Genomic DNA, 17,746 nt, shown 5'->3' with positions numbered 1-17,746 from the left:
CGCCGCCTCCCGCGCCGCCTCCCGCGCCGCCTCCCGCGCCGCCTCCCGCGCCGCCTCCCGCGCCGCCTCCCGCGCCGATCTTGCAGTTGTGGTGCCCGGACAGCCCGGGATTGTGCCGGTTTGGCAGGCACCACAACTGCAAGATCGACGCGGGCTCAGAGCGTCAGCGGACGGTGCCCGCCGAGCCGGAGCCTCTGCGGACCGGTTCGGCGCAGGCCAGCAGCTTGCCGTGGCCCAGGAACTCGATCGCCGTGGCCGCGCCGATCTCGGCCATCGGGGTGTACGTGTGGCCCAGGCCGGCCAGCGCGGTGCCCTCAGGCGACGCGACGAACGACGGCTCCGCCGTCACCGCCGCCGTGTTGCGTTGCGTTGCCCGGGGCGCGGCCAGCGCCTGCGGCAGGGTCATGCCCAGGTCCAGGCGGTTGACCAGAATCTGCAGGACCGTGGTGATGATCGTCGAGCCGCCGGGCGAGCCCAGGGCCAGGAACGGCCTGCCGTGCTGGAGGACGATCGTCGGGGCCATGGAGCTGCGCGGGCGCTTGCCGGGGCCGGGCAGGTTCGGGTCCTCCGCCGTGCCCTGGGTCGGGGTGAAGTTGAAGTCGGTCAGCTCGTTGTTCAGCAGGAAGCCGCGGCCGGGCACCACGATCCCGTTGCCGCCGATCTGCTCGATCGTCAGCGTGTACTCGACCACGTTGCCCCACTTGTCGGCCACCGTCAGGTTGGTCGTCGACTGGCCCAGGTCCGGGGCGGCGCCGCCGGTTGCCGTCGCGCAGCCGGTGTACTGCCCGTCCGGTACACCCGGAAGCACCGGCTTCGCCAGGGCGTGCGCCGGGTCGATCTGGCAGGCCCGCTCGGCCGCGAAGCCGTCGGTCAGCAACTCGTCGAGGACGCGGCGCGCGGTGTAGTCGCCGACGTAGCGGTTGCGGTCCGCGAAGGCGAGGGCGCTCGCTTCGAGGTACCGGTGCAGCGCCTGCGTCCGGCCGAGCGCGCTCAAGTCGGACCGTTCGAGGATGTTGAGGGCCTCGCCGACCGTCGAGCCGCCCGACGACGGGGTCGCCATGCCGTAGACGTCGTAGCCGCGGTACCGCACGTGGGTCGGGGCCGGCCGGCGCACCTCGTACGCGCGGAGATCGGCGATCGTCATGCCCCCGGGGCGGATCTCGTACTGCCAGGGCAGCGCCGGGCTCGCGGCCCGCGGCGGCTGCTGCACCGTCGTCACGATGTCCCGGCCGACCTCGCCGCCGTAGAAGGCGCCGATGCCCCGGCGGGCGACCAGGTCGTAGGTGGCGGCCAGGTCGGGGTTGCGCAGCGTGCTGCCGACGGCCGGCGCCGCGCCGCCCGGCAGGAACAGCGCCGACGTCGAGCTGAACTGCGCGAACGCGGCCTGGTTGTCGGTCACCTGCTGGTTGAACGTCGCGTCGACGGTGAAGCCGCGCCGGGCCACGTCGGCGGCCGGCCGCAGGCTGCGGGACAGCGACCGGGTGCCCCAGCGTTGCAGCGCGGTGTCCCAGGTCGCGAGCGTGCCGGGGACGCCGGCGGAGAGTCCGCTGACGCGGGCCTCCTGGAAGGCGTACGGCTGGCCGGTCGCCGGGTTGACGAAGGCCGTCGAGGTCATCGACTGCGGCGCGGTCTCCCGGCCGTCGAGGGTGGACACCCGGCCGGACTTCGCGTCGTAGTACACGAAAAATCCACCGCCGCCGATGCCGGCCGAGAACGGCTCGGTCACCCCCAGGGTGGCCGCCACCGCGACCGCCGCGTCGACGGCGTTGCCCCCGTCGCGGAGCACCTGCAGGCCGACGGCGGTGGCCGTGGGATCGACGGACGCCACCGCGCCGCCGTAGCCGGTGGCGGTCGGACCGTTCGGCGCCTTGTGGGCGGCGACGGGGGCGGCGGGGACGAGCAGGATCGGGACCAGGACGAACGGGACGAGCCTTCGCACGGTGCCTCCCAGAGGATCGACGGCGATCGCTCATCCTGCCTACCGCTCCGGGCGCTCCGGCACAACCCGGAAGGTCCGGCGGTACGCGCTGGGAGCGACGCCGATCGTGGTCTGCAGGTGCTGGCGCAGCGACGTGGCGGTACCGAGGCCGGATCTCCTGGCGACGACCTCGACGGCGAGGTCGGTGCTCTCCAGGAGCATGCGGGCGTGGTCGACGCGCTGCTGCAGCAGCCAGCGCGCGGGGCTCACCCCGGTCTCCTCCCGGAAACGGCGGGTGAAGGTGCGCACACTCATCGTGGCGTGTGCGGCCAGATCCTGCAGCGTCAGCGGCTCGGCGAGCCGCTCGAGCGCCCAGGTCCGGGTGCCCGCGGTCGTCGTGTCGGCGACGCGGGGGAGCGGGCGCTCGATGTACTGCGCCTGGCCGCCCTCCCGCCAGGGCGGCACGACGCTGCGGCGTGCGGCCCGGTTGGCGACGTCGCTGCCGAAGTCGGTGCGGATCACGTGCAGGCACAGGTCGATGCCGGCCCCGACACCCGCGCTCGTGAGCACGTCGCCGTCGTCGATGAACAGCACGTCCGGGTCCAGCTTGACGTCGGGGTACAGCTCGCGGAAGCGGTCCGCCCACCACCAGTGCGTGGTCGCCGGGCGCTGGTCGAGCAGGCCGGCGGCGGCCAGCACAAACGCGCCGGTGCAGATCGACATGACCCGGGCGCCGCGCGCGAGCGCGTCGTTGAGCGCCTTGCCGACGGCCGGGTCGACGGTGCCGGTCTCGACCGGGTCACCGGCGTGGATGCCCGGGACGACGACGGTGTCCGCCCGCTCGGTGATCTCCAGGCCGTGGTCCGGGACCACCTGGTAGCCGGCCGCGGTCCGGACGGGCTGCCGCCCCGGTGTGCAGACGAGGGTCGTGTACTTCCGGTGCCCCTGCTCGTCGCGCGCGGTGCCGAACAGCTGGGTCGCGGTCCCGAGGTCGAACGGCACGACGCCGTCGAGGACGACGACGGCGACGAGGTGCTTGTCGGTCATGGCCCAATTCTTGCGGATGATGGCTGTCGGGCCACTCGTCCGGCCGGACTTCTTGCCCGACGATCATCTGGTGAAACGACTCCACCCGGCCTGGCTGGTCGCCGCGGTCGCCTTCGTCGCGCTGGTCGGCGCGGCCGGCTTCCGCGCGACGCCCGGTGTGATGCTCCACCCGCTGCACGAGGAGTTCGGCTGGTCGCTCGGCACGATCTCGCTCGCCGTCTCGATCAACCTGCTGCTGTTCGGGCTGACCGCCCCGTTCGCCGCCGCGCTCATGGAGCGGTTCGGGATCCGGCGGGTGGTCGCGTACGCGTTGCTGCTCGTCTCCGCCGGCAGCGGCCTGACCGTGTTCATGCGGCACAGCTGGGAGCTCATCGCGCTGTGGGGCGTGCTGGTCGGGCTGGGCACCGGCTCGATGGCGCTCGCGTTCGTCGCCACGGTGACGGGCCGCTGGTTCGTCAAGCGCCGCGGCCTGGTGACCGGCGTGCTCACCGCCGGCGGCGCGGCCGGCCAGCTGGTCTTCCTGCCCGTCCTGGCCGTCCTGGTCGAGGACCACGGCTGGCGGACCGCGGCCCTGACCGTGGCCGGCGCCGCGCTGCTGGTGGTGCCGCTGGTGCTGTGGCGGCTGCGCGACCACCCGGCGGAGCTCGGCGTGACCGCTTACGGCGCCTCGTCCTCGGACCCGGCGCCCCCGGCCCCCGCGGTCGGCGCCGCCCGCCGGGCCCTCGGCGCCCTCCGCTCGGCCTCCCGCACGCCAGCGTTCTGGCTGCTCGCGGGCGGCTTCGCGATCTGTGGCGCGACCACGAACGGCCTGATCGGCACCCACTTCATCCCCGCCGCCCACGACCACGGCATGGCCGAGCCGACCGCGGCCTCCCTGCTGGCGCTGGTGGGCCTGTTCGACATCGCGGGGACGATCGCCTCGGGCTGGCTGACCGACCGGATGGACAGCCGGGTGCTCCTCGGCTGGTACTACGCCCTGCGCGGCCTCTCCCTGCTGGTCCTGCCCGCCCTGTTCGCGGCCACGGTCCGGCCGAGCATGCTGGTCTTCATCCTGTTCTACGGTCTGGACTGGGTCGCGACGGTACCGCCGACCGTGGCCCTCTGCCGCGAGTACTTCGGCACCTCGGGCCCGGTCGTCTTCGGCTGGGTGTTCGCTTCCCACCAGTTCGGCGCCGCGATCGCGGCCACGTCGACCGGCCTGCTCCGCGACCGGCTCGGCAACTACGACCTGGCCTGGTACATCGCCGGCGGCCTGTCGATCTCCGCCGCGGCGCTGTCGCTGCTGCTGTTGCGCACCCGCCGCTCGGCTGCGACTCCGACCCCGGTCCCGGTCCCCGCCTGACCCCTCCTCTATGCGTCGATCTTGCAGTTGTGGTGCCAGGACACTCCGTGAATGTCCCGGTTTGTCAACCACCACAACTGCAAGATCGACGCGGTGGGGTGCCGTGCCGTGGCGCGGCGTGGCGCGGTGGGGTGCCGTGGCGCGGCGGGTGCCTACGGCGTCGGCGTCGCGCGGCGGCGGGTTGCCAGCAGGAGGGTGCCGCCGAGGAGGGCCGTCGTCGTGCCCAGCAGGAGCAGCGCCATGATCGGCGGGCCCGTGACCGCGAGCGAGTCGGCGCTGCCGCGGACCCGGATCGCCATCTTCATGTTGTGCGGGTTGCCGCTCGGGTCGATGCCCGACGCCACCAGCTGGTGACCGCCGACGGCCAGGTTGGCCGGCACCTTGACCGGCTTCGAGAAGTTCCCGAGGCCGTCGGTGATCGCCGTCCCCAGCTCGATCGGGGTCGAGTAGATCACGATCTTCGCCGTCGAGTACGGCATGAAGCCCGTGCCGATGACCACGATGTCCTGGTTCGGCACGGCGGTCGTGATCCGGCCCTTGTCGGTCGTCAGGAGCAGGTCGGTCTCCGGCGGCGCCGCGCTGACCGGCGGTGCGGTCGGCGTGGCCCCGTTCGACGGCCCGGCCGCCGCGGAGTCGCCCAGCGCGGTGTTGGTGATGACGGTGACGGTGTACGTGACTCCAGCGGTACCACCCATGACACAGTTCGTCACTGCGGCCGACTCGGTCGTGCACCGCGCCTGGCCCGGCGAGGCGATCGCCGTGTACCCGGTCACGCCGGTCAGGTCACCCGGCGCCTGCCACTGCGCGCGGATCTGCGACACGCCGGCGATGGCGACCACGGACGCCGGCGCCGGGACCGGCCCGCTCACCGTGAACGTGCGCGTCACCTGCGACGCCGGCTGGTACGAGCTGTTGCCCACCTGGTCGGCGGCGATCTCGCAGGCACCCGTCGTGACCAGCGTGACGACCCCGCCCGACACCGTGCACACCGACGGCGTGTTGGTGTCGTACGTGACCGCCAGTCCGGACGTCGCCGTCGCGTTCAGCACCACGGTCTGCTTCGAGATCGACCAGTTCGACGGCTGCGGGAAGTTGATCGTCTGGGTCAGCTTCTGCACGGTCAGCGTCGGCGCGCAGTTCGGCGCCGTCCCGTTCTCCGCGCACAGGCTGGTCAGCTGCGGCACGACGCCGCTGGCGTTGCTCACGGACGAGTTGCTCAGCGTGTGCGTCCCGGGGACGCCGGACGTCACCGGCACCTCGATCCCGCAGTCCGCGGACGCGCCGCTCAGCGACCCGCCGCTCAGCGTCACCGCGCCGGCCCCGACGGTCGCCGTGAGCGTCCCGCCGCAGTCGTTCGTCGCCGACCCGCTCCCGACGACCACCCCGGTCGGCAGCGTCATCGTGAACCCGAGCCCATTGGACACGGCCAACGCGTTCTGGTCGGTACGCCCGACCGAGATCCCCAGCGTGGCGGCCCCGTTCGCCGCGATCGACGGGGGCACGAAGACGGCCGTCACCCTCGGCGTAGCGGTCGTGATCGTGAGCGTCTGCGTCGTCTGCGCCTTCGCCAGCCCGGTCACGCTGGTGATCGACGCAGCCGTGAAGTCGTACTGCCCGGACGAGCTCCCGCCGACGGGAAACTTGATCACGCAGCTCGCCACGGTGTCCGCCAGCTGCGCATCGGCCACCACGAGGGTGGTGGTCCCGTTGGTCGCCGTGATGTCGACGGTGTCGCAGGTCGACTCGGGACTGCCGCTGTACTTGACCAACCCGGCCGGCAACGTGATCGCGTACCCCAGCCCGGTCGCCGCCCCGCACGTGTCGATCCGACTGATCGTCACCTCCAGCTTCGTGGCGGTGTTGTCGGGGATGCTGGCGTCGGCCCAGGCGGCGCTGACGTCCACGTTGGCACTCTCGGCACACGCTTGCGTGCCCGCATGCTGGGCAACGCTTCCCGGAACGGCGGCCCCATCGGCGGCCCCATCGGCGGCCCCGAGGCCGGCTCCCTTGCCGTCTTTGGCGGCGGAGTCGTCCTTGCCGGTGCCGTTGTCCTTGCCGGTGCGGTCGTGTTTGCCGGCGGCGCCGGTCTTGTCCGCGCTCTTGCCCTGATCGGCGGCGGACTTGTCGACGTCGGCGCCCTTGTCCGCGGCTTTGGCCTTGTCCGCGCTCTTGCCCTTGTCGGCGTTCTTGTCCGCGCTCGCGACCTTGTCCGTGGCGCTCGTCTTCGCGGCCGCGTCCGACCCGGCGCTCTTGTCCGTGTCCTTGCTCTTGCCGGCCGCTCCCTTCGAATCAGCGGTCTTGCTCGCGTCCTTCTCGTCGCCCTTGCCGTGCGAGCGGGCCTTGGCGTCCGCCTCGGTGCCCCCGGTGCCTGCGGCCGCCTTCGCGTCGGCCCGCGCCTTGCCGGCCGTCGTTGCCTTGCCGCCGACCGTCGACTTGCCGGCGGACGCCTCGGTGGTGGCCGGGGCGGCGACGGCGGTGGACGGCACGGCGATGGCTCCGCAGGCGGTGAGCGTGATGAGCGCCGCCCACCGCATCGCTGTTCGCCGGTCGCGTGACCGGCTGTCCAGAAACATCATGTGGTTCCCCCGTTTCGGGATCGCCCGGTAGTGGGTGCGGGCGATCCCCATGGAGAAACTTACGGCATATGTCCCCTTTGCTACTGTCCGAGCCGGTAATTCAGGTCCGGCGTGATCGTCACCGTGTCCATCTGTGCGCGCTGCAGGCGCCCCGAGTAGTCCCAGTTCATCGACTGCCAGCGGGTGAACTGGTCGAGCACCCACACGCCCGACTGCCGGCTGCCGTTGCCCGAGCGGCCGTTGCCGCCGAACGGCAGGTGGGCCTCGGCGCCCGACGTCGAGTTGTTGATGCTGACCATGCCGGCGCGCGTCCCCCGCCGGAACGCGAACGCCTTGCGCGGGTCGGTGGTGTAGATGGCGGCAGACAAGCCGTAACCAGGTGCGTCCGCCAGCTCGATCGCCTCCTCCAGCGACGAATACCGCGTGATGCCCACGATCGGGCCGAACGTCTCCTGCTGGAACAGCTTGTCGTCCGGCCGCACGCCGTGCACCAGGACCGGGTGGTAGTAGAGACCGGCGGCGGGGTCGCCGACGAAGCCGGCCCGCGGGTTGTCCGCCGTGATGCGCCCGACGCCCGAGGAGCCGGAGACCCGGTGGTGGGGCTCGACCCAGCCGAGAAACGACTCGTATCGCTCGGCGAAGCGCTCGCTCATCAACGGCCCGAACAGCACCGACGGGTCGGTCGGGTCGCCGGCGACGGCACCCTGGACGGCGTCCTCCAGCCGTCGCTCGAACTCCTCCAGCACGCTGTCGTGCACGATCAGGGTGCCGAGCGACGTGCAGCGCTGGCCGGCCGTGCCGAACCCGGAGAAGAGCGCGCCGTGCACGGCCAGGTCGAGGTCGGCGTCCTCGGTGACCACCAGCGGGTTCTTCCCGCCCAGCTCCAGGCACGCGCTCTGCAGGTGACGCCCGGCGAGCTCGCCGACGCGGGCGCCCACCTCGGACGACCCGGTGAACCCGATCTTGTCGATCAGCCCCTCCCGCAGGCCGGCCTCCAGCCCGGCGAAGGTCGTCGGCCCGTCGGCGTGGACCACGTCGAGCACGCCGTCGGGAACGCCGGCCCGCCGGATCAGCTCGGCGAACGCGTCCGCGCAGGCGGCCGCATACTCGGCCGGCTTCCAGACGACGGCGTTGCCGCACAGGAGGGCTGGCACGACATACCAACTCGGGACCGCCACGGGGAAGTTGCCCGCCGTCACGATGGCGGCCACGCCGACCGGCACGCGGAACGTGAACAGCTGCTTGTCGGGCATCTCGCTGGGCACGGTCTGCCCGTAGAGCCGGCGGCCCTCGCCCAGGAAGAAGTCGCACGTGTCGACGATCTCCTGCACCTCGCCGCGGGCCTCGGTGAGCGTCTTGCCCACCTCGCGGGTCACCAGCGCGGACAGGGCCTCGAAGTTGGCCTCGACCAGGCGGCCGAGGTTGGCCACGACCCGCCCGCGCACCGGCGCCGGCACCTCGGCCCAGGCCTTCTGCGCCTTCCGCGCCGACCGGCACGCGGCCACGAACGTGTCGGCGTCGGCCAGCGCGACCTCGGCCACGACGTCGTCGAGGCGGGACGGGTTGATGGAGGGCTCGCGGCGATCCTGCGGGGTGACCGGTTGCCCGCCGACGGTGGAGACGATGACGCGGTTCATGGGGTACATCTTGGACCGCCGGTACGACAGAAAAACCTCAGGGCGCGTCAGCCGGGTGCGCAGAAGTCGGCGGCGGGGCGAAGGCCAGTTCGCCGCCGAACTGCGCGTGCAGCCGGACGTCGTAGTAGTCGGCGGCGTCGGCCAGCCAGTCGCACGCGTTGGTCAGCTCGATCGGGTCCAGCGTGGCCGCGAGGAGCTCGGTGGACGCGATCACCGACCGGTCGCGCCAGAAGAGCCGGATGAAGTTGAGCCGGCCGTTGAGCTCGTTGAGCTCCGTGAGCAGCTCCGGCGAGCAGTCGATCTTCTGTAGCAGCGGCGAGAACACCCGGACCAGCGGCGGATCGTTGTTGATCAACCGCAGGTAGAGCACCGCCGTCCCGCTGCGGATGGCGGCCGGCGCCGCGGTCAGGTCGGCCGGCACCGGCTGCCCGCCGACGTAGTCGCTGACCAGCTGGCGAACCTTGGCACGTAACGCGTCGTCGATCGACACAGCCTCACCTTACCGGTGCCGTGCACGCCCGCCGATCATCCGCTCTTGCCCGGCCGTCCGGGCGGCAGGAACCCCCGCCGCCGAGCCTCCTTCACCCACCGGTGCGCCGTGCTGACCGGCACCCCGTGCTGGTCGGCGAGGTCGCACGCGGGCCGCGGCGAGGCCTGCGCAAAGGTGAGATAGACGTCGGCGACCTCGCGATAGAACACGTCCGGCCGACCACGCAGGCGTGCCGTGGCCGAGGGGGCGGACCGCGCCACGGCGAGCGCCGGCTCGACCATCTCCCAGCCCGCGTCCGAGGCCATGGGCGGTGCGATCGGTCGGGCCCGGATGTTCAGGACAGGAGTGGTGCCGAAGGGAGCGTCCGCCACCGCCAACTGCGCATTGGCGGCCGCCTCGATGCGACCGACGGGGATGGCCCGCAGGAGGTCGGCGCTGGGCGTGCCCTCGATGCGCAGCCCGATCAGCACCAGTCGCCCGCCCGCACCCACGCCGATGCGCACCTGGACCGTGCCGGCCAGCGGCGGATCGTCCTGGCGCCATTCGTACCAGTCGTCGGCGACTGGAAACAGGCGGCCTCGCACGTCGCAAGGTTAGCCACAATTCCGCAAATCAACAATTGCGCGAACCTAGACGTCTAGATACGCTGATCTGGACGCACCTGGTGGGGGGCGTTGCAGGGGGGACGATCGGGTGGCCGACACGCGGTCGGGGGGTTAGGTGAGCGTCCGCATCGATTGGGGAGGAAACGGGGCGATGCGGGCGTCGGCCGTCGGGCAGCTGCGCTTCGGCGCGGCTCGCTCGGCGGCGCCGAACAGAGCTGCGGCCGCGAGGTCTCGCCGGGCCTCGCGGCCGCTTCGCTGACCCTCGATGGCGGTGGGGCCGGACTGCGATAGCTGCGCCGGCTCCGCAGCGGGCGACCGCGGAGCGCCGACGCGGCCCGAGTCGATGTGCGGCCCGGGTCGATGTGGGGCCCGGGTCGATGTGCGGGTGCGCGGCGCCGATTGGTGTGCGGCCCGGGTTGGTGCGCGGTCCCGGTTGGTGCGCGCCCGGCCAGCCGTGCTGCGCGTGAGCGTGGCGTCGGGCAGGCACGACCAGGTGCTTTGGTGCCAAGCTGGCCTCGGGCCCACTTTTTGTCGCCTGCGTTGATCCTGTCCCCACGCTCTTCGCACTGAGGTGCGCCGGCCCGAGGGCCGCGCTGATCCGCTCGTCCTCGGTGGGCTCGCGACCGAGGGCCGCGCTGATCCGCTCGTCCTCGGTGGGCTCGCGACCGTCGGGCTGGTGCACTGGGGCGGCTATCCGGGGTCCGGCGAGGTCGGTCTGCGGTGCGAGTCCGACCAACGCGGTCATCCAGCCGTGTGGGCCCCACCATGATCTTGGAAGGTCCTGGGTCGTGTCGAGCTGGAAGGTTCCAAGATCATGGGGCGGTCAGGTCTGGGACGGGGCCGGGGGAGTCTGGGGCGACGACGGCGGTGCCGAAGGTGGCCGCATCGTCGGCTGCTGGATCTGGGGCGTCTCCGGCTGGGCCGGTGAGCTGCCTTCGTTGCTCGCGGCGAAGAAGAGCACGCCCGCCAGCACCGTGACGACGCAGAGGGTCGCGACGGCGGCGACGGTGAGGAGCACCCAGGCCAGGGCGCCCAGCTTCTTGCCCGGCTGGATCTGGATCGGCGGGGGTGGCGGCTGGTCGTTGTCCAGCATCGCCTCGGCGGCCACGTCGGAAGGGTCGCCCAGGAGTTCCAGGATCGAGCGGACCTCGACCTCGGTCTCCGGCGACAACTCCGCCCGCTTGGCCGCGATGTGCTGGCTCAAGTCGGCGAGCAGTTCGTCGCGCCGGCCGGCCGGGACGCCGGCCAAGGCCTGCTCGACGGCGCGCAAGTAGTCGTTGACCAGGTCATCGTAGGTGTTCATTTCCGTCCCGTCCCGACAATTCGGTCAACCGTGTCCCGGAAGGCCGTCCACTCGGCGCGGAAGTGGTGCAGCGCGGAGTGGCCGGTTGGGGTGAGGGCGTAGTAACGGCGCGGTGGGCCCGACGGGGACTCCCGCCAGGTCGTCTCCACCCAGCCTTGCCGGCGCAGGCGGGCCAGCAGCGGGTACAGCGTGCCCTCGCTCGTGGTCAGCGTCCGCTCGGCGCCGAGGTGGCGGACCAGCTCCACACCGTACTGCTCGCCCTGCTCCAGCAACGCCAGCACGCAGAACTCGAGCGTGCCCCGCCGCAGTGCGGTCGACAATGCGCCCGGCACATCCATGCCCCACAAGCTACCTTGCGCCGCAAGGTAGCGGCAAGCGCCAGAACGCCAAGACGCGAGGGTGGCGGTAAGACTTTTCTGAACGTGCAAAACTAGTGATCGTGACCCGCTGGCTCGATGCGGACGAGCAGCGCGCCTGGCGCGCGTTCTACGCCGCCGCGACGCTCCTCCTCGATCGGCTCGACAGGGAGCTGCAGCACGACGCGGGCATGCCGCACGCGTATTACGAGATTTTGGTCGTCCTGTCCGAATCGCCCGGTCGATCGCTGCGCATGTCCGAGCTCGCCCTCCTCACCAGGTCGTCCCGCAGCAGGCTCAGCCACGCCGTCACCAAGCTCGAAGGCAAAGGCTGGGTCAAGCGGCGCGACTGCGACGACGACAAGCGTGGGCAGTTCGCCGACCTCACCGACGAGGGGTTCAAGGCGCTGGAGGAGGCCGCCCCCGGCCACGTCGAGACGGTGCGCACCCACCTCTTCGACGCGCTGACCCCCGACCAGGTCGGCCAGCTGGAGACCATCAGCCGGCAGATCGCCGGCACGCTCAAGCAGTGACCCCCGGGAGGGTCTGCCGGTCCAGACTCTCGAACGAAGCCGCTTGTCAAGCCTTGTAAGGATCATTTCCGGTCGATACCGTGCGGCCTGCCAAGAGACAGCCCCTGTCCTCTAGGAAGGCCCGCCATGCCCTCCACGCACACCCTGAAACTTTCCAGGACGATCCTCGGCGCGCTCGCCGCGCTGGCACTGCTGGTCGCCGTCCCGGGAAGCAGCCCGACCATGCCCGCCGCCGCGACCGCGCCCAGCGGCTTCGAGCAGGGCGTGCCGCAGTGGGCCGCCGAGCCGTCGATCGCCAGCCTGCTCGAAGGGGCCAAGGCGCAGCACGCCGAGCAGTTCTACTTCGTGCTGCCGGACCGCTTCGCCAACGGCGACCCGAGCAACGACCGCGGAAACCTCCCAGGCGACCGGCTCAGCACCGGGTACGACCCCACGGACAAGGGCTTCTACCACGGCGGCGACCTCAAGGGCGTCATCGACCGGCTCGACTACATCCAGAACCTCGGCACCACGGCGATCTGGCTGGCGCCGGTGCTCAAGAACCGGCCGGTCCAGGGCAGCGGCAACGACGTCAGCGCCGGCTACCACGGGTACTGGATCACCGACTTCACCGAGATCGACCCGCACTTCGGCACCAAGGACGACCTGAAGCGGCTGGTCAAGCTGGCCCACCAGCGGGGCATCAAGATCTACCTCGACGTCATCACCAACCACACGGCCGACGTCATCCGCTACCAGCAGAACCAGTACTCGTACCGCGACAAGACGGACTACCCGTACAAGGACGCGAACGGCAACAAGTTCGACGACCGTAACTACGCGGACGGCACCAAGGGCTTCCCGGCCGTCAACGCGCAGTCCTTCCCGTACACCCCGGTCTTTCCGAACGAGTCCGACAAGACGGTGAAGAAGCCGGGCTGGCTCAACGACCCGCTCATGTACCACAACCGCGGCGACTCCACGTTCACCGGCGAGAACAGCGAGTACGGCGACTTCTTCGGCCTCGACGACCTGTGGACCGAGCGCCCCGAGGTCGTCAAGGGCATGACCAAGATCTACGCGGACTGGGTCAAGGACACCGGCATCGACGGGTACCGCATCGACACCACCAAGCACGTCAACCTGGAGTTCTGGCCACAGTTCGCGCAGGGCATCCAAACCGCCGCCCAGCAGGCGAAGAAGCCCGACTTCTTCATGTTCGGCGAGGTGTACGACGCGAACCCGGCATTCGACTCGGTCTACGTCCGCAAGGGCCGGCTGCCGGCGACGCTGGACTTCCCGTTCCAGCAGGCCGCGGTCGACTTCGTCGCGCGGGGCGGCTCCGGCCAGGAGCTCGCCGACCTGTACGCGCAGGACGACATGTACACGTCGGCGGGCACGAGCGCGCAGACGCTGCCGACCTTCCTCGGCAACCACGACATGGGCCGCATCGGCATGTTCGTCAGCCAGGGCGGCAGCGACCCGGCCACCTACCTGCGCCGCGACCAGCTCGGCCACGAGCTGATGTTCCTCACCCGCGGCCAGCCGGTCATCTACTCCGGCGACGAGCAGGGCTTCACCGGCCCGGGCGGCGACAAGGACGCCCGCCAGGACATGTTCCCGAGCAAGACCGCCGACTATCTCGACGACGACCTGCTCGGCACCGACAGCACGCACGCCACGGCGAACTACGACGAGAACCACCCGATCTACCGCACGATCGCCGGCCTGGCCCAGCTCCGCGAGCAGCACCCCGCACTGCGGCAGGGCATCCAGGTCACGCGGTACAGCGACCAGAACGTCTTCGCGTTCTCGCGGATCGACCCGCAGCAGCGCGTCGAGTACGTCGTCGCGGTGAACAACGGCACCGGCACCAAGACGGTCAAGGTCCCGACCTCGATGGCGAACACCACCTTCGACCGGATCTACCCGACGGCCGGCGCGTTCGGCACCAGCGCCGGCGACGGTACCGTCGAGGTGAGCATCCCGCCGCTCAGCAGCATCGTCCTCAAGGCGCGCACGCAGCTGCCCAAGCCGGCGGCCAAGCCGACGATCCAGCTCAAGGCGCCGGTCAACCCGGCGACGATCGCCCAGGTCACCGCCGACGTCACCGGCGACCCGCTGGCCACGGTCACGTTCGCCGCCAAGGTCGGCAACGGCAAGTGGACGCTGCTGGGCACCGACCACGCCGGCCCGTACTCCGTGTACCACGACCTCGACGGCCTGCCCGCCGGGACGAAGCTCGAGTACAAGGCCGTGGTCAGGGACAGCCTTGGCCGTACCGCTGAATCGAAGGCGGAGACGAAGGTCGGAACCCCGCCGAGCGTCGCGTCCGCGGACTACGCGATCGTGCACTACCAGCGGCCCGCCGGCGGGTACGACCCCTGGAGCGTCTATGCCTGGGGCGACATCCAGGACCCGATGACCTGGCCGAACGGCGCACCGTTTGCCGGAGAGGACTCGTATGGGCGCTTCGCATGGGTCAAGCTGAAGCCGGGGGCCAAGAACGTCGGCTTCCTGGTGGTCGACTCCGGTGGGGTCAAGGACGTCGCCGCCGACCGCTTCATCGACCCGACGAAACAGCCGGAGATCTGGCTCAAACAGGGAGACGCGACCATCTACACCTCGCAGGCGGCCGCCACCGGCACTGTTGACGTCCACTATGGACGGCCAGACGGCGACTATACGGGCTGGGGCCTGCACCTGTGGGGCGACGGTCTCGCGCCCGGCACCGGGACCGACTGGGCCAGCCCGCGTCCGCCCGACGCGATCGACGACTTCGGCGCCGTCTGGCACGTGCCGGTGAGTGACCCGGCCAAGCCGGTGAACTTCATCGTGCACAAGGGCGACCTCAAGGACCCCGGCGCCGACCAGTCCGTGCTGCCCAGCCAGCAGGGTTCGGCCTGGATCCGCTCCGGGGAGGCGATCGTGCACCCGACCCGCGCCGCCGCCGAGCACGCCGCGGTCGTGCACTACCGGCGGCCGGCCGGCGACTACGACGGCTGGGGCCTGCACGTCTGGAACGGCGCCGCCAGCCCGACCGAGTGGTCGAGCCCGCTGCCGCCGGCGAGCACCGACGCGTTCGGCGTCACGTTCAAGGTGCCGCTGGTGGACAACGCGCCGCTGCTGAACTACATCGTGCACAAGGGCGACACGAAGGACCTGCCGGCCGACCAGACCCTGGACCTGGTGACCGTCGGGCACGAGGTCTGGATGCTCTCCGGGCAGGAGAAGTACCTCCTGCCGATGCCGAAGCAGGGCACGCCCGACACCGACGTGCACCTCGAGAAGGCGGTCTGGATCGACCGCAACACCGTCGCCTGGCGGGCCGGGCCGACCGACGGCCACAGCTACGAGCTGTGGTCGGCGCCGGCCGGCGGCCTGTCGGTCGTCGACGGCCAGCTGATCGGCAACGGCACCAAGCTGGCGATGACCGCGGTGCCGGGCGGCCTGACCGAGGCGCAGCGGGCGAAGTTCCCGCACCTCTGGGCGTACCAGAGCTTCCGCGTCGAGGGCGATCGCGCCGCGGTCACGGCGGCCCTGCGCGGGCAGCTCGTGGCCGTCGAGCGGGACGTCGACGGCAACGTCACGGAGGCGACCGGCGTGCAGCTCGCGGGCGCCCTCGACGACCTCTACGGCGCGGCGCTCGGCGCCAAGCTGGGCCCGTCCTTCGACGGCGGCCGCCCGTCGGTGAGCGTGTGGGCGCCGACGGCGCAGACGGTTTCCCTGGAGCTCTTCTCCTCCCCGGACAAGCCGGCGGAACTGAAGGCCATGCAGCGCGACGAGCGCACCGGCGTCTGGAGCGTCACCGGGGACAAGTCGTGGAAGGGCAGGTTCTACCGGTTCCGCGTCACCGCGTACCAGCCGGCGGTCAAGGGCGTGACCACGGCGAGCGTCACCGACCCCTACAGCGTCTCGCTGTCGGCCAACGGCACGCACAGCCAGTTCGCCGACCTGTCCGACGCCGCCCTGCGGCCCGACGGCTGGGGCACCCTGCGCAAGCCGCCGGCGCCGAACCGGCCGCAGATCCAGGAGCTGTCGGTCCGCGACTTCTCGATCGGCGACGACACGGTGCCGGCCGAGCAGCGCGGCACGTACCTCGCCTTCACCCAGAGCCGGTCGGCCGGCATGCAGCATCTGCGCGAACTGGCCCAGGCCGGCACGTCGTACGTGCACCTGCTGCCGGTCTTCGACATCGCGACGATCCCCGAGGTCCGGGCCGACCAGTCCCAGCCGCCGTGCGACCTGGCCGCGCTCCCGCCGGACTCGGCGCAGCAGCAGGCCTGCATCGCGCAGATCGCCGGGACCGACGGCTACAACTGGGGCTACGACCCGTTCCACTTCAACGCACCCGAGGGCTCCTACGCGACCGACCCGCAGGGCACCGCGCGGATCACGCAGTTCCGGCAGATGGTCGCCGGGCTCAACGGCGCCGGCCTGCGCGTGGTCATGGACGTCGTCTACAACCACACGACGGCCGCCGGCACCGACCCGTACTCGGTGCTCGACCAGATCGTGCCCGGCTACTACCACCGGCTGCTCGACGACGGCACCGTCGCCAACTCCACGTGCTGCGCGAACACGGCGCCCGAGAACGCGATGATGGGCAAGCTCGTCGTCGACTCGATCGTGCTGTGGGCCAAGCAGTACAAGGTGGACGGCTTCCGGTTCGACCTGATGGGGCACCACCCGAAGGCCAACATCCTGGCCGTGCGGGCCGCCCTGGACCAGCTGACCGTCGCCAAGGACGGGGTCGACGGGAAGAAGATCCTGCTGTACGGCGAGGGCTGGAACTTCGGCGAGGTCGCCGGCGATGCCAGGTTCGTGCAGGCCACCCAGGCGAACATGGCGGGCACCGGCGTCGGCACGTTCAACGACCGGCTCCGCGACGCCGTCCGCGGCGGCGGCCCGTTCGACGGCAACCCCCGCGTCCAGGGCTTCGCGAGCGGCCTCTTCACCGACCCCAACGGCGACCCGGTCAACGGCTCCCTCGCCGAGCAGCGCGCCCGGCTGCTGCACTACCAGGACCTCATCCAGGTCGGGCTGACCGGCAACCTGGCCGCCTACGAGTTCGTCGACTCGACCGGCAGACGGGTGACCGGCGCGCAGGTCGACTACAACGGCTCGCCGGCCGGCTACACGAGGGCGCCGTCGGAGGCGGTGACCTATGTGGACGCCCACGACAACGAGATCCTGTACGACGCGCTCGCCTACAAGCTGCCGACCGCCGCGACGGCCGACCAGCGGGCCCGGCTGCAGGTGCTCGCGCTGTCGACGACCGTGCTGAGCCAGGGCACCGGCTTCGTCACCGCCGGCTCGGACCGGCTGCGGTCGAAGTCGCTGGACCGCAACTCGTTCAATTCGGGCGACTGGTTCAACCAGATCCGGTGGGACTGCGCCGACGGCAACGGCTTCGGGGCGGGCCTCCCACCGGCGGCCGACAACCAGGACAAGTGGCCGTACGCGCAGCCCCTGCTGGCCAACCCGGCCCTGGTGCCCGGCTGTGACGCGGTCAACCTGGCGGCGGTGCGCTTCCAGGAGCTGCTGCGGATCCGGGCCAGCTCGCCGGTGTTCGCCCTCGGTACCGCGGCGCAGGTCCAGCAGCGGCTGAGCTTCCCGCTCTCGGGCACCGGCGCCACGCCCGGCGTGATCACCATGGTCCTCGACGCGCGCGGGCTCGACGGGCGCTGGAAGTCGGTCGTGGTCGTCTTCAACGGCGGCCCGACCGCGACCACCCAGACCGTCGCCGCGTACCGCGGGGCCCAGGTTGGGCTGCACCCGGTCCAGGCGGCCTCGGCCGACCCGCTCGCCCGGCAGGCCGCCTTCGACCTGGCTCACGGATCGTTCACCGTTCCTGCACGGACCGTGTCGGTGTTCGTGGAGGCCGCCTAGGAGACCGCTGAATAATCCGGCGTGCCGTCGCACCGGTTTGATCGGGTTTGGTCGATAATAGGTGGGTG

The 17,746-nt window shown here is 71.4% G+C and carries 11 protein-coding genes; 3 read left to right on the top strand and 8 right to left on the bottom strand.

The genetic code is table 11. The features are described 5' to 3' along the window. Window positions 1-163: 163 nt before the first annotated feature. Both ggt and IEZ31_RS53985 read right to left on the bottom strand, forming a co-directional pair. A complete protein-coding gene (gene ggt, locus IEZ31_RS53990) occupies window positions 164-1,939 on the bottom strand; it encodes a gamma-glutamyltransferase (protein ID WP_373294874.1) in 1,776 nt (591 codons plus the stop codon). A 39-nt stretch (window positions 1,940-1,978) separates the two neighbouring features. Beyond that, window positions 1,979-2,965, bottom strand: a complete 987-nt coding sequence (locus IEZ31_RS53985) for a GlxA family transcriptional regulator (RefSeq protein WP_190257972.1) — start codon at window positions 2,963-2,965, stop codon at window positions 1,979-1,981. 19 nt (window positions 2,966-2,984) lie between these two features. On the opposite strand from IEZ31_RS53985, the gene IEZ31_RS53980 reads away from it, so the two are divergent. After that, on the top strand, window positions 2,985-4,307 hold the full coding sequence (locus tag IEZ31_RS53980) for an MFS transporter (RefSeq protein WP_190257973.1): 1,323 nt from the start codon (window positions 2,985-2,987) through the stop codon (window positions 4,305-4,307). 152 nt (window positions 4,308-4,459) lie between these two features. On the opposite strand, the gene IEZ31_RS53975 is transcribed toward IEZ31_RS53980, so the two are convergent. From IEZ31_RS53975 to IEZ31_RS53950, 6 genes are all read right to left on the bottom strand, one after another. Further along, the gene (locus tag IEZ31_RS53975; RefSeq protein ID WP_190257971.1) at window positions 4,460-6,883 is read right to left on the bottom strand and encodes a DUF7933 domain-containing protein; all 2,424 of its coding nucleotides are present in this window, start codon (window positions 6,881-6,883) and stop codon (window positions 4,460-4,462) included. Window positions 6,884-6,963: 80 nt separating this feature from the next. Further along, window positions 6,964-8,520, bottom strand: coding sequence for an aldehyde dehydrogenase family protein (locus IEZ31_RS53970; protein WP_190257970.1), 1,557 nt, complete (start codon window positions 8,518-8,520; stop codon window positions 6,964-6,966). 37 nt (window positions 8,521-8,557) lie between these two features. Then, a complete protein-coding gene (locus tag IEZ31_RS53965; RefSeq protein ID WP_190257969.1) occupies window positions 8,558-9,010 on the bottom strand; it encodes a T3SS (YopN, CesT) and YbjN peptide-binding chaperone 1 in 453 nt (150 codons plus the stop codon). A 35-nt stretch (window positions 9,011-9,045) separates the two neighbouring features. Continuing rightward, a complete protein-coding gene (locus IEZ31_RS53960) occupies window positions 9,046-9,594 on the bottom strand; it encodes a hypothetical protein (RefSeq protein ID WP_190257968.1) in 549 nt (182 codons plus the stop codon). A gap of 844 nt (window positions 9,595-10,438) precedes the next feature. Continuing rightward, complete coding sequence (locus IEZ31_RS53955) at window positions 10,439-10,918, bottom strand: HAAS signaling domain-containing protein (protein ID WP_190257967.1); 480 nt, start codon at window positions 10,916-10,918, stop codon at window positions 10,439-10,441. Beyond that, entirely contained in the window at window positions 10,915-11,256 is a 342-nt protein-coding gene (locus IEZ31_RS53950; protein ID WP_190257966.1) for a PadR family transcriptional regulator, read from the bottom strand. The genes IEZ31_RS53955 and IEZ31_RS53950 overlap by 4 nt, the downstream gene beginning before the upstream one ends. A gap of 101 nt (window positions 11,257-11,357) precedes the next feature. On the opposite strand from IEZ31_RS53950, the gene IEZ31_RS53945 reads away from it, so the two are divergent. Together IEZ31_RS53945 and pulA are read left to right on the top strand one after the other, a co-directional pair. After that, entirely contained in the window at window positions 11,358-11,807 is a 450-nt protein-coding gene (locus IEZ31_RS53945) for a MarR family winged helix-turn-helix transcriptional regulator (protein WP_373294871.1), read from the top strand. 126 nt (window positions 11,808-11,933) lie between these two features. Next, window positions 11,934-17,678 carry a pullulanase-type alpha-1,6-glucosidase gene (pulA, locus tag IEZ31_RS53940; RefSeq protein ID WP_190257964.1) on the top strand — a complete coding sequence of 1,915 codons (5,745 nt, stop codon included), beginning with the start codon at window positions 11,934-11,936 and terminating at the stop codon, window positions 17,676-17,678. Window positions 17,679-17,746: the final 68 nt, after the last annotated feature.

This window comes from Dactylosporangium sucinum, assembly GCF_014647515.1.
Classification (GTDB): Bacteria; Actinomycetota; Actinomycetes; order Mycobacteriales; family Micromonosporaceae; genus Dactylosporangium; species Dactylosporangium sucinum.
This window is presented reverse-complemented; position numbering and strand designations above follow the sequence as displayed.

What these genes read in the sequence shown, in the direction of transcription:
- IEZ31_RS53985 (WP_190257972.1), bottom strand. Translation starts at nt 2,965, where the DNA reads ATGACCGACAAGCACCTCGTCGCCGTCGTCGTCCTCGACGGCGTCGTG.
- IEZ31_RS53970 (WP_190257970.1), bottom strand. Translation starts at nt 8,520, where the DNA reads ATGAACCGCGTCATCGTCTCCACCGTCGGCGGGCAACCGGTCACCCCG.
- IEZ31_RS53950 (WP_190257966.1), bottom strand. Translation starts at nt 11,256, where the DNA reads ATGGATGTGCCGGGCGCATTGTCGACCGCACTGCGGCGGGGCACGCTC.
- IEZ31_RS53955 (WP_190257967.1), bottom strand. Translation starts at nt 10,918, where the DNA reads ATGAACACCTACGATGACCTGGTCAACGACTACTTGCGCGCCGTCGAG.
- IEZ31_RS53975 (WP_190257971.1), bottom strand. Translation starts at nt 6,883, where the DNA reads ATGATGTTTCTGGACAGCCGGTCACGCGACCGGCGAACAGCGATGCGG.
- IEZ31_RS53980 (WP_190257973.1), top strand. Translation starts at nt 2,985, where the DNA reads ATGGCTGTCGGGCCACTCGTCCGGCCGGACTTCTTGCCCGACGATCAT.
- pulA (WP_190257964.1), top strand. Translation starts at nt 11,934, where the DNA reads ATGCCCTCCACGCACACCCTGAAACTTTCCAGGACGATCCTCGGCGCG.